This is a genomic window from Pseudomonas sp. 15A4 (assembly GCF_016925575.1).
Classification (GTDB): Bacteria; Pseudomonadota; Gammaproteobacteria; order Pseudomonadales; family Pseudomonadaceae; genus Aquipseudomonas.
Map to the genome: position 1 here is coordinate 151,544 of NZ_CP068986.1, position 16,114 is coordinate 167,657.

Genomic DNA, 16,114 nt, shown 5'->3' on the forward strand with positions numbered 1-16,114 from the left:
ACCTTGGCGACATGGGTGGCTTTTCTTTTTGCCGCATTTGCCCCGCGTCTCCGGCGTCGTGAATCTGGCTCTGTTCACGTTTGCCTTCGTTGGCCAATGCATTGAGAATCCCAAGCACTTTTCCCCCTTATAAAATTTGCTGATCGTGAAAAACCTCTTACGCAGTTTCATCCCCCATTCGTCTAACACTCATCCTGCCGAGTGGTGGCGCGCCGCAATTGGCGCGTGCCTGGGCATCTTCGTCAGCGCTGTGTTCTGCCGCGAGTTGTACGGCATAGATATCACGCTGCACCTGCTGGGTCCGGTGGGCGCATCGGCGGTGCTGCTGTTTGCGGTGTCGACCGGCGCGCTCGCTCAACCGTGGTCAATTCTCGGCAGTTACCTGATCGCCGCACTGGTAGCGCTGTTGTCGATCAGGCTGCTTGGCAACACCATTAACGCCGCCAGCCTGGCGGTCTGCTCGTCCATCCTGCTGATGTGCGTGTTCCGCTGCCTGCACCCGCCCGCTGCCGCGGTGGCGATCTGCATCGTCACGTCGAACAACGAGCTGTCGCCCATGGGCCTGCACGTGCTTGGCCCGGTGATGCTCAACGCGGTATGCCTGCTGGCCGGCGCGCTCATCTACAACAATCTGACCAGGGTGCGTTACCCCAAGGCGCAGGCCAGGGAGCTGCCGGTGCCCGAGCAAGTGCCGCTCAACAGCGACGGTTTCAATGCTGAAGATCTGGACAAAGCGCTAGAAGAAATGGGCGAGTTCGTCGATGTCTCTCGCGAGGACCTCGAGGAGATTCTGCACAAGACCGAAGAACACGCGCTGCGGCGCAACCGTTCCGATATCGACGCCGCTCGGATTGTGTCGCGCAGCACGCAAAGCCTGTCTCTTGAGCACTCGATGGCTGACGCAATGAAAATGCTGGCCAGGAATGACAGCAAATACCTGCCGGTGCTGGACGAGGACAAGAAAGTGGTGGGCATCATCACGCTGGTCAAGTGACAGCTCGCGCCAAGCACCCACTGGCGGAAATCCGGAATCTGAGGTCTGATGCGCAAAGCTCGTACAGATAACGAGCCACATCCCTACTTCTGCGGAAACCCACATGAAACACGCCCTGCTCGCCGGCTTGCTCCTGACTGCATGTGCCCTGCCCTTCGTGGCAAATGCCAACGACGACAACAATCAGTGCCAGATGAACCTGAGCAAGGTTCGTGACGCAAAAATCGCCAATCCCAACCTCAGTGACGCGGTCAAAAGCGATATCGACACGACCGTGCACCGCGCCGAAGCGGCCTTGGCGCGGCACAACGATGACGGCGGGCGTGAGTGCGTGGCGCTGACGCAGCAGGCGCTGCAAAAGGCCCAGAGTAACTGAGCCGGAGGTGCGCCACCCGGCTCACCTCCCTCAGCACTGTAGCTATTTCAGCACCAGCATCCGATAAATCCCCGCTTCGTTTTCAATCCCGTGGGTGTCGTGAGTGAAGCCGGGGAACGACCGATCGAAGCTTTCCAGCGCCCGAAGATAGGCCAGCAACGGCCCGTCCGCAGGCCCTGCGTTTTCCCCTGGCATCAACAGCGGAATGCCCGGCGGATACGGCACGATACCCGTCGTGGCAATGCGCCCCGCGGCCTCTTCCAGGGTGACCTGCTCCACTTCGTTTTTGACCAACTTCTCGTACGCCTCCACCGGGCTGAACTCTGCCTTGGGCAATGTGCCGAACGCCTTGGACATGGCCGCCGTGGTCTTGGTCTCTTTCATCGCGGCGAAGATATCTTCCGCCAGATCCTTCAACCCCATCCCGGCATAGCGCTGCTGATTCGCGCTGAGCAAATCGGGCAGGCAAAGCTCCAGCTCAAGGTTGGTGTCGTAGTCGCGTTTGAAGTCCAGCAACGCGTTGACCAACGTTCCCCACTTGCCCTTGGTGATGCCGATGGAAAACAGGAAAAGGATGGTGAAGTCCGTGGTTTTCTCGACGATGATTCCCTGATGCCCCAGATAAGCACTGAGCACACAGGCCGGAATGCCGAATTCCAGGAGGTTGCCGTCGTCGCCCATGCCCGGGCTGAGGATGGACACCTTGATCGGGTCGAGCATGCAGTAGCCGTCTTCGATGTCGCCGAAGCCGTGCCACACCTCGTTGGGGTGCAAGACCCAGCAATTCGGATCGGTCTTGAGCCGGACGGGATCGACCTCGTGAAACGGAATCGCCGTCGCCCCGACCTGCACTGAAGGCGGCTGCCAGCAGGAGAAAACCAGTCGTCGCGGCTCTGCATGTCAGTCTGCATGCGGGAGATAACCTGCCGGAACGCCACCGCTTCTTCGATAGATTCGTTGGTCAGAATCTGGCCACTGGGCGCTTCCATCATTGCCGAGCTGACATCGCACGACGCCATGATCGCGTAATTGGGCGAGGTCGACGCGTGCATCATGTAGGACTCGTTGAACCGCCCGTGGGGAATCGGGTTGCGGCCGTTACGGACATGAATCATCGAGGCCTGGGACAACGCCGCAAGCAACTTGTGGGTCGATTGCGTGGCGAACACGGTGGGCTTGGACGGATCGTGATCGTCCGGGCTGCCGTGCATGGCGAAGCGGTCTTTGTACAGCGGATTGAACCGCGCATAGCCGTACCAGGCTTCGTCAAAATGCAGCCGGTCAACGCTCTGCCCCAGCAGCTCTTCGACGCGGGTGACGTTATAGGTCAGGCCGTCGTACGTGGAGTTGGTGACGATGGCATGCACGGGCGTCGGGTCGATGTGGCTTTTGACCAGCGGGTTGCTGGCGATGGCCGCTTTGACCGCCTCGGCGCTCAGGGTCTGCGGCAGGATCGGGCCGATGATGCCGAAGCGGTTGCGGGTGGGCACCAGGTAGGTCGGGATCGCGCCGGACAGCGTCATCGCGTGCTCGGCGGACTTGTGACAGTTGCGGTCGCACAGGGCGATCTGGTCCCTAGTCACGCTGGCCATCAGGATCACCCGGTTGGACATCGATGAACCATTGGTCACGTAATACGTGCGGTGGGCGCCAAACACCTTCGCCGCATAGCGTTCGCCCTGGCCGATCGGGCCGCTGTGGTCGAGCAACGAGCCCAGTTCACCGACCGAAATCGACAGGTCGGAGCGCAGCAGGTTCTCGCCAAAAAACTCGTAAAACGCGCGGCCTGCGGTGCTTTTCAGAAACGCCGTGCCGCCGGCATGGCCCGGGGTGTGCCATGAATATTCGTAGCTGCGGGCAAACTTCAGCAGCGCGCCGAACATCGGTGGCAACACCGCCTGACGGTAGCGTTCAATGGCCGCCATGATGCGTCCGCTGAGGAAACGGCTGGTGTCTTCCGGCAACCAGATGAAGTCATCGGCGTGCTGCATGACGATCAGCGGCACACTCGACGCCGTGCTGCGATCGCTGATCAGAAACACCGGCACGCGGGTGTTGCGCTCACGCAAGGTGGTGAGCAGATCGATGCATTCCTTGTGGTCGTCACTGCTGTCCATTTCCCAACTGAGCAACACACACTGGATCGCCGGATCAGAGCTGAGAATCGACTTCGCATCGCTCAGGCTTTCGGAGGTCAGCACGCTGATGGCGCGGTCTTCGACGTCGCTGATCAACTGGATCAGCGCCCGGCCGAACACGCTGCGTTTGTCGGGCTGGCTGCTGACCAGCAGCGCCAGCATGCCGAGCAAGTGTCTGTTGTCGCTCATGGTCGAGTCTCCAGGGTGGCCAGGTTCAGGTTATTGACGGGGATCGGCTCGCCGACGATGTGCTGCGCCGCGACGGTCTGGGTCGGCACGCTGTTGTTCAGCGCTTCAAGTTTGATCAGGCGAGTGTTGACGAAGCCGAACAGCGTGTAGCCGACGATGGTTGCTACCCCGCCGAGCATCAACGCTTCAGCGCCGGAGCTGTACAGCGCCAGATAGCTGTACGCGGTCGCGATGCCGGCCACGATGTTGGTGATGAGCGCCTTTTGCGGTGGCACGTTGGAGACCTTTTGCAGCGTCATTAACGTCGCCATCGACAGGATGTACGGCACCAGGTTGGTAACCACCGCGAGATTCACCAGTGTGTCGAACTGCTTGGCCAGGTCGGGGCTGATGGTCAACAGCGCCAGTGCGGTCTGGATCGCCAGTAGAATCAGCATGCTGATGATGGGCACCCCGTGCTTGTTGGCCTTGGCGAAGATCGGCAGGAAGTAACCGGTGTCTGCGGAGCTTTTGAATACCTGAGCCACCGTGAACTGCCAGCCCAACAGCGAGCCGACGCAGGCGAGGACCATGAGACCCATGATGATGTCGCCGATCATGGGGTTGAACATCTTGGCGAACACCAGCCCGAAGGGTGCGGTGGAAGAAACCAGTTCTGCGTTATCGACGATGCCGGCAATGACGTTGGTCGACACGATATAAATCACTGCTGCGCCGAGGGTCCCGCCGAGCACTGCGATGGGCACGTTCTTCTCGGGGTTCTCCACCGCATCGCCGTTGGCGCACGCCGACTCCAGGCCGAGAAACGCCCACAGCGTGATCGCCACCGAAGCGCCCGCGGCTTCGTACCAGGTTTTGTCATGGGGATTCCATCCTGCAGCGTAAGTGCTGCTGTCGAACCAGAACCAGCCGATTGTCGACACCAGCACCACAGGGGCAATAACGCCCCACACGGTCACTGCACCAATCTTGCCGGTAATACTCGCGCCGCCGAAGTTGGCGAACGTGGTAATCCACAACAGAGCAATGGTCGCCAGGCCCACTTCAAGCGAACCCAACTTGATATCGAACAGCGTCTGGATATATCCCACCGCAGTAATGCTGATCGCCACGTTGGCGATCAACAACGACAAACCGTAGGTGTAGTTAGTGATGTAGTTGCCCGATTTACCGAAGGTATATTCAGCGTAACCGCCCATGCCACCGGTCTTGCGACTGAGCATGCCGCATCGCGCAAAGGCGTAGGCCAGAGCCAGTGAGCCGGTGGCGGTGATCAACCACGAAAGGATGGAGATACCGCCAACCTCGGCCAGTTTGGTAGGCAGCAAGACGATGCCGGACCCCAGCATGTTGACCGCAGTCAACATCGTGAGCTGGCCGACGCTCATTTTCTTAGCGACTGACATTCCTTTGCCCTATTTGAAGGAAGTGAGAGGGTTTAGCTATAGCAAAGGATTCTTGTTAATCAAGAAACAGCCGATCGCTAGTTGCTGGCGACAAGCCACCCTTGCTCGGGCTAGTTATGTTTTTGAAGGATTAATAAGATTGAAAAGAACTGTGAGTTCAGAGAGATGGCGGCGTATGCCGAAGGCAAAAGAGGATAGCGTCAAGAACCGGCGGGGTATTGATCTATGTCAATCAACGGCCAGGTCGCGGAGCGGCAACACCTCGTACTCCGGAAGGGGCAAGGGGTCAAGCGAACAAGGGCATGCAGGAGCCGGGTTGCCGGCTCCCGACGATCAAACGAATAACGTGATCAGCGCAAAGCCGACGTACCAAACGATGGCCGAGCGGATGAGCAATTCCCACAATACGTCCAGACTGTTGACGCCCTCGACGCCCACCACGGGCGCCGGAACCTCGCCAGCGACGCAGCCGACTTTGCTGATCAGCCGCGAGGCACTGATGTTCCAGTTCAGCAATTCGCTGAGCATAACGCGGCTAACCGCAACGAAGTTTCCGACCAGTGCGAAGCTGGCCGCCAGCAAACGCACGGGCACCCAATCAAAGGCATGCCTTGCCTGGGTCGCGCGATCAACCAGCGCTGGTGTCTTGCCGTGCTCCGAGGCAAGCGCCAGCAGGCGGTACGCCAACGCGGCAACCGGGCCGAGCACGAAATACCAGAAAATCACCGCGAAAAAGCCCTGATAGATCTGCCACAGCAAATACGTTTGAGCGCCGCCCAAGAGCTGTTCTTCATTCTCGGCCTGAACGCCCAGATCACGTTCGGCAACCAGCACTGCCGCTTCCTGATCGCCGCGACGGCAAGCGTCTCGAAACGAGCCAAGGGTGGCTTTGACGTCGCCACGGCCCAGGCTATAAATCAGCACCAGCAAATGGATCGGCAGCGCCAGCCAGCCATAGGCCACTGAGCCGACAATGACCAGTATCAGGGCCAGGACCACCAAAGGCAGCACAACCGTCACCATCAGAATCCACCACGGCCGTTTGGCCGAGCGCGGGTTGGATTCCAGCCGACTCAATTGATTGAGCCATGGCCCATCGTGCTGGATACGTCTGCGCAGGGCCGAGAACTTCTCGATCCAGACCGCCAGCAGCAAAACCAGAAAACTCATCAGCTGTTCCTCATTTTCAAACGTCCAGGGCGGCACGAAACCGCGCCCAGTCAAAACACGGACCCGGATCGGTCTTGCGCCCCGGCGCGATATCGCTGTGACCGCATATGCGTTGCGTCGTGATCGTCGGCCACGCCGCTTGCAGCTGGCGGGTCAAGTCGACCAACGCCTCATATTGCGCGTCGGTGAAAGGTTGAGCATCAGTGCCTTCCAGCTCGACGCCAATGGAAAAATCATTGCACGTCTCGCGACCCTCAAAGACTGACACACCTGCATGCCAGGCACGATCCAGACACGACACGAATTGCGTCACCTCCCCGTCGCGCTCAATCAGAAAGTGCGCAGACACCCGCAGCTCGGCGATGCCTTCAAAATAGGGGTGTTCTGTGACGTCCAGCCGGTTCTGGAAAAACGCCTGGACCTTGCCGGTCTTGAACTGCGCGGGTGGCAGACTGATGTTGTGGATCACCAGCAACGAGATTTCGTTTTCCGGCCGGGCATTGAAATTGGGTGAAGGGCATTGCTGCGCGCCGTGGCACCAGCCGGTGGCAGGGTCCAGATGCATGGGAAGTCCTTAGGGCGTAAAACGACAGCGCGCAGTATGCCCGCGACAGGAAAGGATGTGGATGGCGAATCTACGCAGAAGGCGCACAGATTCGCAGTCGGAAGTCGTAGGACCGATCGGGGCTTAGCCCTTGAGCTTGCGCAGATTGCCCAGTACCGACTCCAGTGCGCGGTCGAACAGCAGAGCGTCGTCGAGAACACGAATCGTGCCGCGACGGAATTCCACCGCAAGGCCCATCCGGGTTTTCTCAAGCACCTTCATGCCAGTGCGATTGACGAACACGTAGCGCCCGCTCGGCTCAACGATCGCCGCCAGCTTGCAGCGCAGCTTGTGGGATTCGTCCTCGTGGATCTCGACCCAACTGCCAAGACGAAGCTTTTCGACCTGCATCAAGCCTTCGTCATCGGCAGGAAGCTGCATCGACGGTTCGTTCTGGATTTGCTCGCCGGGCCCAACGAGCACGATCTCCTCGACCACCGCCATCATCGTCGGGCCGTCAGCAGCCTGGGGCTGATCGCCTTCCGCGTCGCCTTTTGGCGTCCGCGGCACATGGCTGAACGCCTGGACGTGAAGCACTTCGAGCTGGCTGAAGAATTCACTGGTGGCAAACGGATCAAAAGCCGCACTGCTCAGGCCGTCGCGCAGGGATTTCAGCAGCCCAGGTACCACTTCAAGCAAACGCTGTCGGGCATCCGGCTCGTCATGGGGCTCGACGCTCCAGATCAAATCGTCCATTGCCTGAAGGCCTGACGCCCATTCAGCCGACTGATCGCCGTGCTTCAGGCATGTGAGTAACAACACCTTGCTCCACGCCTCCTGCAACAGGCGAACAACCACCTGCGGCAGCGTCTTGCCAAGCAGGCGATCGTTGAGCGCCTGCTGCACACGCTGACGTGCCAACTCTGCCAACGCGCGGCCTTGTTCAGCGTCACGGGTACGCTGCTCGAGCAGCTCACTGCGGCGGCGCTCATCGCTGGTGAACGCCAGAAAATCCACCAGTAATTCCGTGAAGATCGCCGGATCATCGACGAAATCGTGGAGCAGACGCTGGACGATCTGATCGATGCGGGCATAAAGCGAGTCGCGCTGGGTGTCGTCGCGACCGCCCCAGCCAAGCGCCGCTGACGCGATTTCGTTCAGCAGCCGGCGCGCAGGGTGGCTGCCGCGGCTGAAGAAACTCTTGTCGATGACCGCGACCTTGAGCATCGGAATCTGCAAACGGCCGATCAGCGCGCGCAGCGAACTTGGCAGATTGCGGTCGTCGAGGATAAATTCGAAGAGCATCGAGATGAGGTTGATAACGTCCTCATCCATCGTGCCGACGACGCGAAACTTGCCGCTTCTCGCGCTCACCCGGCTGATCAACTGCTCAAGCTGGGCGCGGAGGTCGAAGTCGTCGCTGTCTTCGACTTTCGGGACGTACTGCTGCAAGTGGGACAGCAGACGCAGCAAGTCCTGGCTTGAAATCGGACGCGCCTCAGTCACCGAATCGGGGCGCGGCGTCAGATTTCCACGCACATGCACCAGCAACTCCTGCAGCGCTGAAAACACGTCTTGCACGCTTTTATCGAGGCTTTCCGTCGCCTGAAGAATCGCGGCGTTGTCGGCGCGCACGGCTTCGCTCGAAGGCGGCACGCTGGCGATACGATCGGTGGAGCGGCGGGACGGCAATGCCTTAAGTTCCGGCAATACACCTGCGGAAATCAGCAACTGGTTGGCTTCCTCATAAAGCTGATCAGCGTTGCTCAAGGCGTATTTCTCAAACAGCTTGAGAATGATCAGCTTTACCTTGATTTCAACGCCGAGACTGCGCCCGGCCTGCAGGAAATAGTCGCACAGGAGCGTCGGCCCCAACGGATTGGTCTCGTCGGTCAACGGCTGGGGGATGAGTACGTTCAAACGCGTGGTCAGCTGACCCAGGGCGATACCATCGCGACTCATGACCTTGACCACCATGGCATCAACCGCCACGGTGCGTTCGAGATCATCGTTATGGACCAACGCAAGCTTGTCGTAAGAGACAGGCTCGGGAATCGGGGGCTCAGAAACTTCGTACTGACCCAGGCGCAGAAACGCTTCAAAGAATTTGTCGAGGAAATTGCGCTCGATGCTTTTACGCTTAAGGCGCAAGTCGCGCATGGCTTCGAAAAAATGTTCTGCTCAGTGTTGTTGTGAGCACGGTCGGCCATTTCGAAAAGCGTGTCGTCAGCATTATCGAAAAGCGTCTGCAGGCTTTCCTTGAGCTGCTGCGCCGCCCGGTCACGAACCTGAAGCAAAACGACGGGCAGCCGAGCAACAGGCGAGGATCCCGAATGATCCGCACCTGCCTTCAAGGGCACCACTTTGTTACCGTCGTTCTGCATCAAGGACTCCTTCACACCGTCGACACAACTGCTCAGACAACAGTTACACCCCGCAGCGAATGAAGACTCGACTCCATTCGAACGGATCTCAAAATTTTATCCCTGGGGATGTTGCAGGCTGACGTCAGCACCATGACGTCAAAAACAAGGCGAAAGTATCGAGTAAAACCGGGTCGCTCGCCAGCGAACTCTTCGCCTTTATTGGAATGATAGAAGGCGGCGAAGGGACATGTGCAGGGATAGACCATGGAAATCGCAATCTGTCGCATAACCGAGGAAAAAACCGACAAAGTGCATCTAATGCATCCGACTGGACACTTGGCGTACGTAGGTTGGTACACCCGTCTGCCATATACTCGGCGCACTTAGTCCGTGGAGCTCGTTATGCCAAACCTACGTCTTGATGCCCTCGCTGCTGAAATCGAAGCCAACGTGCGTCGTGCGTTGCTGGAGGATGTGGGCAGTGGCGACATCACCGCGCAGTTGATTCCGGCGGAGCGACTGGCGAAGGCCACGGTGATCTCCCGCGACGCAGCGGTGATTGCCGGTACAGCATGGGTCGATGGGGTTTTCCGTCAGCTTGACCCGCGAGTGGCCGTGCATTGGCAGGTCGTTGACGGTGATCGCGTGCAGCCCAATCAGGCGCTGTTCCATCTTGAAGGCCCCGCCCGCTCCTTGCTGACGGGCGAACGCAGCGCGCTCAACTTCCTGCAGCTGCTGTCAGGCGTCGCCACCCGCGCGCAGTATTATGCCGACAGGGTCGCGGACACTCAGGTCAAACTGCTCGACACCCGCAAAACCCTTCCGGGCCTGAGAATGGCGCAGAAATACGCGGTCACCTGCGGCGGCTGCCACAACCACCGCATCGGCTTGTTCGACGCCTTCCTGATCAAAGAAAACCACATCGCTGCGTGTGGCGGCATCGCCGAAGCCATCACCGCCGCGCACAAAATCGCGCCGGGCAAGCCTGTGGAAATCGAAGTGGAAAGCCTCGACGAACTCAAACAAGCCCTCGATGGCGGCGCCGACATCATCATGCTTGATGAACTGAGCCTGGACGACATGCGCGAAGCCGTGCGCCTCACGGCGGGTCGCGCCAAGCTGGAAGCTAGTGGTGGTGTGACGGACGCGACTTTGCGCACTATTGCTGAGACTGGCGTTGATTACATTTCAATTGGGGCGCTGACCAAGGATGTGAAGGCGGTGGATTTGTCGATGCGCTTGAGTCTCTGAGGTTGTGGCAGCGTCTTAAAGGTTGAACTGCCACGGATGCTCGGGCTCTGCTTGTTATGGGCTTGAGATCCCTGAGATCGAATTGGTAATTAGACGGATGAGGAAATGACGATGGCTGACGAGAAGCAACCTGTCGAACCTGAAGAAGACGTTCCAGCTCACTCCACTGAAGAAGAGAAGGAGCGGTTGAAGGATTTCAATAAGGACGGAATTCCGCCGGGGATTTGTTGATCGCTTTGTGACCCTCAGTGCCCTGTTTCACAGGGCACTGTGCATTTTAAGGTATGACTTCGTCGGCCTTAAATAAATCAACTAAACAAGGTACGGCGCAGCTTCACGCAAAGCGCAGTGCAAAGGCATAGCTCAGTCAGCACAGTCGCAAGGGCCGCGCCATCAACGCCCATGGCCGGAATCAATATGAAGTTCAGTGCGACGTTCACCATAACGGCAATAATTAAGCTCTTCGCAAACCATCGTTCCTGCTGGGTGGCGATGGCATGCTGCTCCATCACATAGTTTGGAAGCGCAAAAATCAGTCCGGCGAACAGCAGGCGAATTACGGTGTTACCCCCATCTGAGTAATCGCCTCCGAACAAGAGGCCTACCACCCAAGGGCCAAGTATCCATCCGCCCACCGCCAAAACCAAACCGACAAACGCCGCTCCGACCACCGAATTTCGGCTGAACCGGCTTCCCTCGGCGCCATCTACCGCCAGTATTCTCATTCTGCGAAATAGCATCAAAGCCACTGGCGTAGCTAGCGCCATCAGGCCGTCTTGAATCCTCGTCGCTACCGCATATTGACCAATAGCAGGCACTTCCCCCAACAAGTGCCGAAGAATAACGATGTCGATGTGATGATAGAGAGTGGAAGCGAGGCCGACCGCGAAGAAACTGACCGAACTGCGATAAGCCCAAACCGGCACCTTCCACTCAATACGGCGCAACGTTGGGAAGTGCTTGAAGTGACACGCGAGTGTCAGGCCGAGGCCAAGCCCCCATGCGAGAAAAATCGACACTGGATCAGCGCCAGCGATGAGCACCGACCCAAGTACAAGCAAGGCACTAACAGTCCTGCCATAAAAAGGAATTGAGCATCTCGCTCAAAATTTCCTGCTCCTTTAAACCAAGAGGACTGCCATTGAGTGAGAGTGATCATGGCGAAGCAGAAGATGCCGGCCATGAGGGCAGGCCCGTCTATCCAGAGGTGCAATGCGCCGGCCAGCAACATGAAAACTGAAGTGGTTACCAGCAGGTGCATCAGCGCAGTACTTGGCAGTTCTGAATAGCGTGTGCTTAGAGCAGTTGATGGCGACGCACGCTCCCGCATCAGAAGAACGTTGAACCCTGCGTCCTGCATCAGTACAAGAACGGTCACCAGCACATAGATGTAGGTGTAATGCCCAAAAGAGCTTGACCCCATACTACGCGCGAACAGGACCGAAAGGCCCAGTGAAACCGCCGCGGAGTAAGCCGTCACGCCCCACTGCATTGCCAGCGGCGCAACCTGCTTGATGAATGCTGCTCTCGGTGCTAGCTCCATTGCGAATACGCCTTCTGGCAGGAACTGTGACGCTGGAGAGTCGGACAGATGAGAGAAATGGAGCTATTTGATAGAGGTAACACGGACCGACCTTCTTTATAACTGCGCAGGAGGGTCGCGAGACCGTAGTGATGCTCAGGTTGTTACTTGTGGAGCTTTAAGCTTCAGCGTGACCGCTGATGAGAGATGGTGCCGAAAATAGGAATCGAACCTACGACCTTCGCGTTACGAGTGCGCTGCTCTACCGACTGAGCTATTTCGGCTTCTGATGGAAAATTAGCAGGCGCCCTTGGTTCCGGCAAGCTAGGGCGGCGATTCTGCAATCACTCCTTGCTGCCAAAACCGTGGCTGCAGGATTCCACCGAAATCACGACCGTATTGATCTTCACGCCTGTCAAGGTCGGGAAAGTCTCGGAACACCGTGTATATGAGCAAGCCTACTGCGAGAATCAGTATGGCGCTCCAACACCAGCGAAATACCACGTTAGCCGACTTCGGAGAGGACCACTCATGGATACCCATCAGCCAACCCACAATAAGCGCCATCCAAAGTTGGGAGTAAGGCATCACTATTACGCCGTCCACCATAGCCTGCGTCAGTGCGCCCAGCAGACTCCCAAAAAGGCAAATTCTTAATATATCGACAGACCCAATCGACGCGCTTCGTTTCCTGATCAACTGCAAAGTGGCAAGCAATCCCCGCGCCACGAGCCCCGTCACTAAAAGTGTTGAGGGGATGCCCCACTCACATGCCCATTGCAAAAAAATTTGGTGAGGATGCGCCGCAACCTGGTTGTGGATGTCCGCGAAGTGCATGGGGCCAAAGCCGAGCAGAGGGCGCGCTTTTATCATTTCCCACGCTTGCTGCCAGATTATTTCACGCGCGGATAATGAGGTGTTTAGCCGGTCGCCTGCAAAATTCGTGACCTCAACATTCATGTAGCCAGGGAGAAAGCTGAAAAAAAATAAAAACAGAGCTAGCCCGGTTACTGCTGCGGTGATTTGCCATCTGAACCAACGTCGACCGCCGGCCCCGCAGCAGCAAAAAATGAATATTGCAGCGCATGCCATTCCTAGCCAAGTACCACGGGATCCGCCCGCGATAGCCATCATCCACCAGGACCCGAGAAGCAGAAATACCCCGAATTTGATGGAAGGCTTTGTCGCGGCTAACAAGAGTGGCAGCGCTAGTAGCGGCAATGTGAAGGTTTGAAATTGCCCGTAAAACCGTCGATTGGAAAACCCCTCAAACAGCAGAGTCGAGTCGAGGGTCCCTATGTCACTAAAAAGCGCTGCTGCGAGGGCAGAAATGAACTGCAAACTCTTCACCGCGCATAAGAACAACACAAATGAAATCAGTATCCGGTCCAGACCCAATCCAAAGCGGGCGCGCTCAAGCGCGAACGCACTGACTATGCAGCAACTGCTTAGTAACACAGCGAGCTCAACCAATGCCCACTGAGGCTGATGAGACCTCCAGATTGATAACAGAGCGAGGCCTAACACGACCGCACCTAGACTTACCGTCGGTTTATCCAAAAACGCACGCGACTTGTGCCTTCCACTTGAGACCAGAGCAAAGCAGCACAACAGTGCCACTATCGCCTGTGCAACACGCTGCCAATCGTTCCCGGATATCGGCGTGAACACGGTAGGAAAAAAATATAGGACCATGAAAAAATAAAAATAAGGCCTAGGTTGCGCTGATCTTTCAGAAAACATGACACCCCACTACCAAGGAAAACACTGCTCATAAAAAAGGCGCCTTTCAGCGCCTCTCTTCGACCATCTAAAATCAAGAGCCAGCCGCTTTGCAAAGGACAGGAGTAGAAGTAAGGCAGCCCCCCAACGGTCCAGGTTGTAGCACCATTAGCAATAACCGGCGTCAGCGAGTAGGTCGCTCCGGTCGGGATGCTGCCGGCTCCGCTAGGAGTTACTGTAATAACGCCGTCTGTAACACCCACGCTTGCAACGTAAGGAGTAGCAACGGTTGCCGGAATATCATTGGTTCCAGCGGTGCAGCCGGTTCGCCCGTTCAGCGAGGAAATGCACATAGCGACGGCCGTTTTATAACCATCAGCCACGGAGGTGACCTCTGTATAACGTGCGCGCATTGTGTAGTTCTGATAGGCCGGCAACGCCACCGCCGCCAAAATACCGATGATCGCTACCACGATCATCAGTTCAATGAGGGTAAAGCCCTTCTGTGATTGCATAACGTACATCTCCGTTCGTCAATTTGGTGTCGCGTCTCATCCACCCACGCATATGCCGTGCCAATTCGTTAACCCTGCTGTAAAACCGTGTCGAATCGAGCCTCGGTAGGGATGTCACGCGTGATCAGCATAAAGTGACAAATTTGGTCACCCCGTTGGTGAGTGTTTGGCAGCAAAGCCTGACTGCGATATAAACCAATGACTGTCTGTGTGTGGTGGTTTTAATGACTGATGTCGTGCTTACGGGTTTGGCCAAACAGCTCGTTGTCGCTGAGCTCCTGGATGAAAAAGCTGCGCAGCAGGCTTATCTTCAGGCTCGCCAGAACAAAGTCTCACTGGTTAGCTACTTGGTGCAGAGCAAGCTGGTCAGAAGCCTGACGCTTGCAGAAGTGGCATCTGATCAGTTCGGGATCCCGTTTATGGATCTCACAAACCTTGATAAGGACAGCCAGCCGCGAGGCCTTGTGAGCGAAAGACTTATTCGCCAACACTCGGCGCTGCCCCTGTGGCGTCGCGGCAATAAGCTGTTTGTGGGTATTTCTGACCCCACTAATCATCAAGCCATCACCGATATCCAGTTCAGCACTGGCCTTACCACTGAAGCTATCTTGGTGGAGGATGACAAGCTCACCGCAGCAATCGAAAAGTTTTTCGACAGCCACGCTGGCATGGGCGATTTAGCTGATGTGGATCTGGGCCTTGAAATCGAAACGGTCGATGAGAGCAAGGAGTCATCCATCGCCGGTCAGGACGCTGATGACGCTCCGGTGGTCCGCTTCGTAAACAAGATGTTGATGGATGCCATCCGATTGGGCTCTTCCGACCTGCATTTCGAACCCTACGAAAAAATCTTTCGCGTGAGACTACGCACGGACGGCATTCTCCATGAGGTGGCAAAGCCACCGATTCACTTAGCCGGCCGAATAGCCGCGCGACTAAAAGTGATGGCAAGCCTGGATATTTCTGAACGTCGCAGGCCTCAGGACGGCAGGATAAAGCTGCGCATTTCCAAAAATCGCGCCATCGATTTTCGTGTCAACACGCTGCCTACGCTCTGGGGCGAGAAAATCGTTATGCGATTGCTTGACCCAACGAGTGCCCAGATGGGTATCGACGCGCTGGGTTACGAGCCCGAGCAGAAGGCACTTTATCTGGAAGCGTTAAGCAAGCCGCAAGGAATGATCTTAGTCACTGGTCCAACAGGCTCTGGCAAAACGGTTTCCCTCTATACCGGTTTGAACATACTGAATACGGTCGACATCAACATCTCAACAGCAGAGGATCCGGTTGAAATCAACCTAGAAGGTATCAACCAGGTCAACGTCAATCCACGGCAAGGTATGGATTTCTCTCAAGCGCTTCGTGCTTTCCTGCGCCAGGATCCCGATGTAATCATGGTCGGGGAAATTCGAGATCTGGAGACTGCGGAAATTGCCATTAAGGCCTCCCAGACGGGGCATATGGTGCTCTCCACACTTCACACTAATAGTGCCGCTGAAACACTTACCCGGTTGCACCACATGGGCGTTGCGGCATTCAACATTGCCACTGCGATTAACCTGATTATTGCGCAGCGCCTCGCACGGAAGCTGTGCCCACTCTGCAAGCAAGAAGTCGACATCCCACGCGAGACATTGGTTGCAGAAGGTTTCCCGGAGGCGCAAATCGGCTCATTCAAGCTTTACTCTCCTGTGGGCTGCGAACACTGCAATGCTGGCTACAAAGGCCGTGTTGGTATTTACGAGGTCGTGAAAAGCACTCCTGCCTTGGAGCGCATCATTATGGAAGAAGGTAACTCCATAGAAATTTCGGAGCAAATGCGTAAGGACGGCTTCAACGACCTGCGTACATCCGGCCTAGTCAAGGCGATGCAAGGGGTTACAAGCCTTGAAGAAATCAACCGGGTGACCAAGGATTAAGC

General features: G+C 57.0%; 11 protein-coding genes, 1 tRNA gene and 2 pseudogenes. 4 read left to right on the top strand and 10 right to left on the bottom strand.

All coding sequences use genetic code 11. From position 1 onward, the window contains the following. Positions 1 to 145: 145 nt before the first annotated feature. Both JN403_RS00655 and JN403_RS00660 read left to right on the top strand, forming a co-directional pair. The gene (locus JN403_RS00655; protein ID WP_205484805.1) at positions 146 to 994 is read left to right on the top strand and encodes an HPP family protein; all 849 of its coding nucleotides are present in this window, start codon (positions 146 to 148) and stop codon (positions 992 to 994) included. Positions 995 to 1,097: 103 nt separating this feature from the next. Continuing rightward, on the top strand, positions 1,098 to 1,370 hold the full coding sequence (locus JN403_RS00660) for a hypothetical protein (protein WP_122622760.1): 273 nt from the start codon (positions 1,098 to 1,100) through the stop codon (positions 1,368 to 1,370). Positions 1,371 to 1,412: 42 nt separating this feature from the next. On the opposite strand, the pseudogene JN403_RS25845 reads toward JN403_RS00660, so the two are convergent. From JN403_RS25845 to JN403_RS00685, 5 genes and pseudogenes are all read right to left on the bottom strand, one after another. Further along, a pseudogene (locus JN403_RS25845) lies at positions 1,413 to 3,697 on the bottom strand (Orn/Lys/Arg decarboxylase N-terminal domain-containing protein). Next, positions 3,694 to 5,103: a putrescine-ornithine antiporter gene (potE, locus tag JN403_RS00670; RefSeq protein WP_205484806.1), complete on the bottom strand. Its 1,410-nt coding sequence runs from the start codon at positions 5,101 to 5,103 to the stop codon at positions 3,694 to 3,696. The pseudogene JN403_RS25845 and the gene potE overlap by 4 nt, the downstream one beginning before the upstream one ends. Before the next feature lie 333 nt (positions 5,104 to 5,436). After that, positions 5,437 to 6,273 carry a regulatory signaling modulator protein AmpE gene (ampE, locus tag JN403_RS00675; protein ID WP_205484807.1) on the bottom strand — a complete coding sequence of 279 codons (837 nt, stop codon included), beginning with the start codon at positions 6,271 to 6,273 and terminating at the stop codon, positions 5,437 to 5,439. Between the two features lie 16 nt (positions 6,274 to 6,289). Then, on the bottom strand, positions 6,290 to 6,838 hold the full coding sequence (gene ampD / locus JN403_RS00680; RefSeq protein ID WP_205484808.1) for a 1,6-anhydro-N-acetylmuramyl-L-alanine amidase AmpD: 549 nt from the start codon (positions 6,836 to 6,838) through the stop codon (positions 6,290 to 6,292). 123 nt (positions 6,839 to 6,961) lie between these two features. Then, positions 6,962 to 9,201 (bottom strand): annotated as a pseudogene (locus tag JN403_RS00685) (DUF1631 domain-containing protein). Between the two features lie 384 nt (positions 9,202 to 9,585). Here JN403_RS00685 and nadC point away from each other — a divergent pair. Then, positions 9,586 to 10,434 carry a carboxylating nicotinate-nucleotide diphosphorylase gene (nadC, locus tag JN403_RS00690; RefSeq protein ID WP_205484809.1) on the top strand — a complete coding sequence of 283 codons (849 nt, stop codon included), beginning with the start codon at positions 9,586 to 9,588 and terminating at the stop codon, positions 10,432 to 10,434. Positions 10,435 to 10,742: 308 nt separating this feature from the next. On the opposite strand, the gene JN403_RS00695 is transcribed toward nadC, so the two are convergent. From JN403_RS00695 to JN403_RS25755, 5 genes are all read right to left on the bottom strand, one after another. Then, positions 10,743 to 11,453, bottom strand: coding sequence for a polysaccharide biosynthesis C-terminal domain-containing protein (locus JN403_RS00695; protein WP_205484810.1), 711 nt, complete (start codon positions 11,451 to 11,453; stop codon positions 10,743 to 10,745). Beyond that, positions 11,414 to 11,977, bottom strand: a complete 564-nt coding sequence (locus tag JN403_RS00700; protein WP_205484811.1) for an oligosaccharide flippase family protein — start codon at positions 11,975 to 11,977, stop codon at positions 11,414 to 11,416. Before JN403_RS00700 ends, JN403_RS00695 begins: the two co-directional genes overlap by 40 nt. Positions 11,978 to 12,164: 187 nt before the next feature. Continuing rightward, a tRNA-Thr gene (locus tag JN403_RS00705) sits at positions 12,165 to 12,240 on the bottom strand. Positions 12,241 to 12,280: 40 nt separating this feature from the next. After that, entirely contained in the window at positions 12,281 to 13,651 is a 1,371-nt protein-coding gene (locus tag JN403_RS00710; RefSeq protein ID WP_205487196.1) for an O-antigen ligase family protein, read from the bottom strand. Further along, positions 13,576 to 14,193: a prepilin-type N-terminal cleavage/methylation domain-containing protein gene (locus tag JN403_RS25755; RefSeq protein WP_205484812.1), complete on the bottom strand. Its 618-nt coding sequence runs from the start codon at positions 14,191 to 14,193 to the stop codon at positions 13,576 to 13,578. The genes JN403_RS00710 and JN403_RS25755 overlap by 76 nt, the downstream gene beginning before the upstream one ends. 224 nt (positions 14,194 to 14,417) lie before the next feature. On the opposite strand from JN403_RS25755, the gene pilB reads away from it, so the two are divergent. Then, positions 14,418 to 16,112 (top strand): type IV-A pilus assembly ATPase PilB, encoded by a 1,695-nt coding sequence (pilB, locus tag JN403_RS00720; RefSeq protein ID WP_205484813.1) that lies wholly within the window; start codon positions 14,418 to 14,420, stop codon positions 16,110 to 16,112. The last annotated feature ends 2 nt before the right edge of the window (positions 16,113 to 16,114 follow it).

Coding starts and splice junctions, on each gene's coding strand:
- nadC (WP_205484809.1), top strand. CDS start 9,586: ATGCCAAACCTACGTCTTGATGCCCTCGCTGCTGAAATCGAAGCCAAC.
- JN403_RS25755 (WP_205484812.1), bottom strand. CDS start 14,193: ATGCAATCACAGAAGGGCTTTACCCTCATTGAACTGATGATCGTGGTA.
- ampE (WP_205484807.1), bottom strand. CDS start 6,273: ATGAGTTTTCTGGTTTTGCTGCTGGCGGTCTGGATCGAGAAGTTCTCG.
- ampD (WP_205484808.1), bottom strand. CDS start 6,838: ATGCATCTGGACCCTGCCACCGGCTGGTGCCACGGCGCGCAGCAATGC.
- JN403_RS00710 (WP_205487196.1), bottom strand. CDS start 13,651: ATGGTCCTATATTTTTTTCCTACCGTGTTCACGCCGATATCCGGGAAC.
- JN403_RS00700 (WP_205484811.1), bottom strand. CDS start 11,977: ATGGAGCTAGCACCGAGAGCAGCATTCATCAAGCAGGTTGCGCCGCTG.
- JN403_RS00660 (WP_122622760.1), top strand. CDS start 1,098: ATGAAACACGCCCTGCTCGCCGGCTTGCTCCTGACTGCATGTGCCCTG.
- pilB (WP_205484813.1), top strand. CDS start 14,418: ATGACTGATGTCGTGCTTACGGGTTTGGCCAAACAGCTCGTTGTCGCT.
- potE (WP_205484806.1), bottom strand. CDS start 5,103: ATGTCAGTCGCTAAGAAAATGAGCGTCGGCCAGCTCACGATGTTGACT.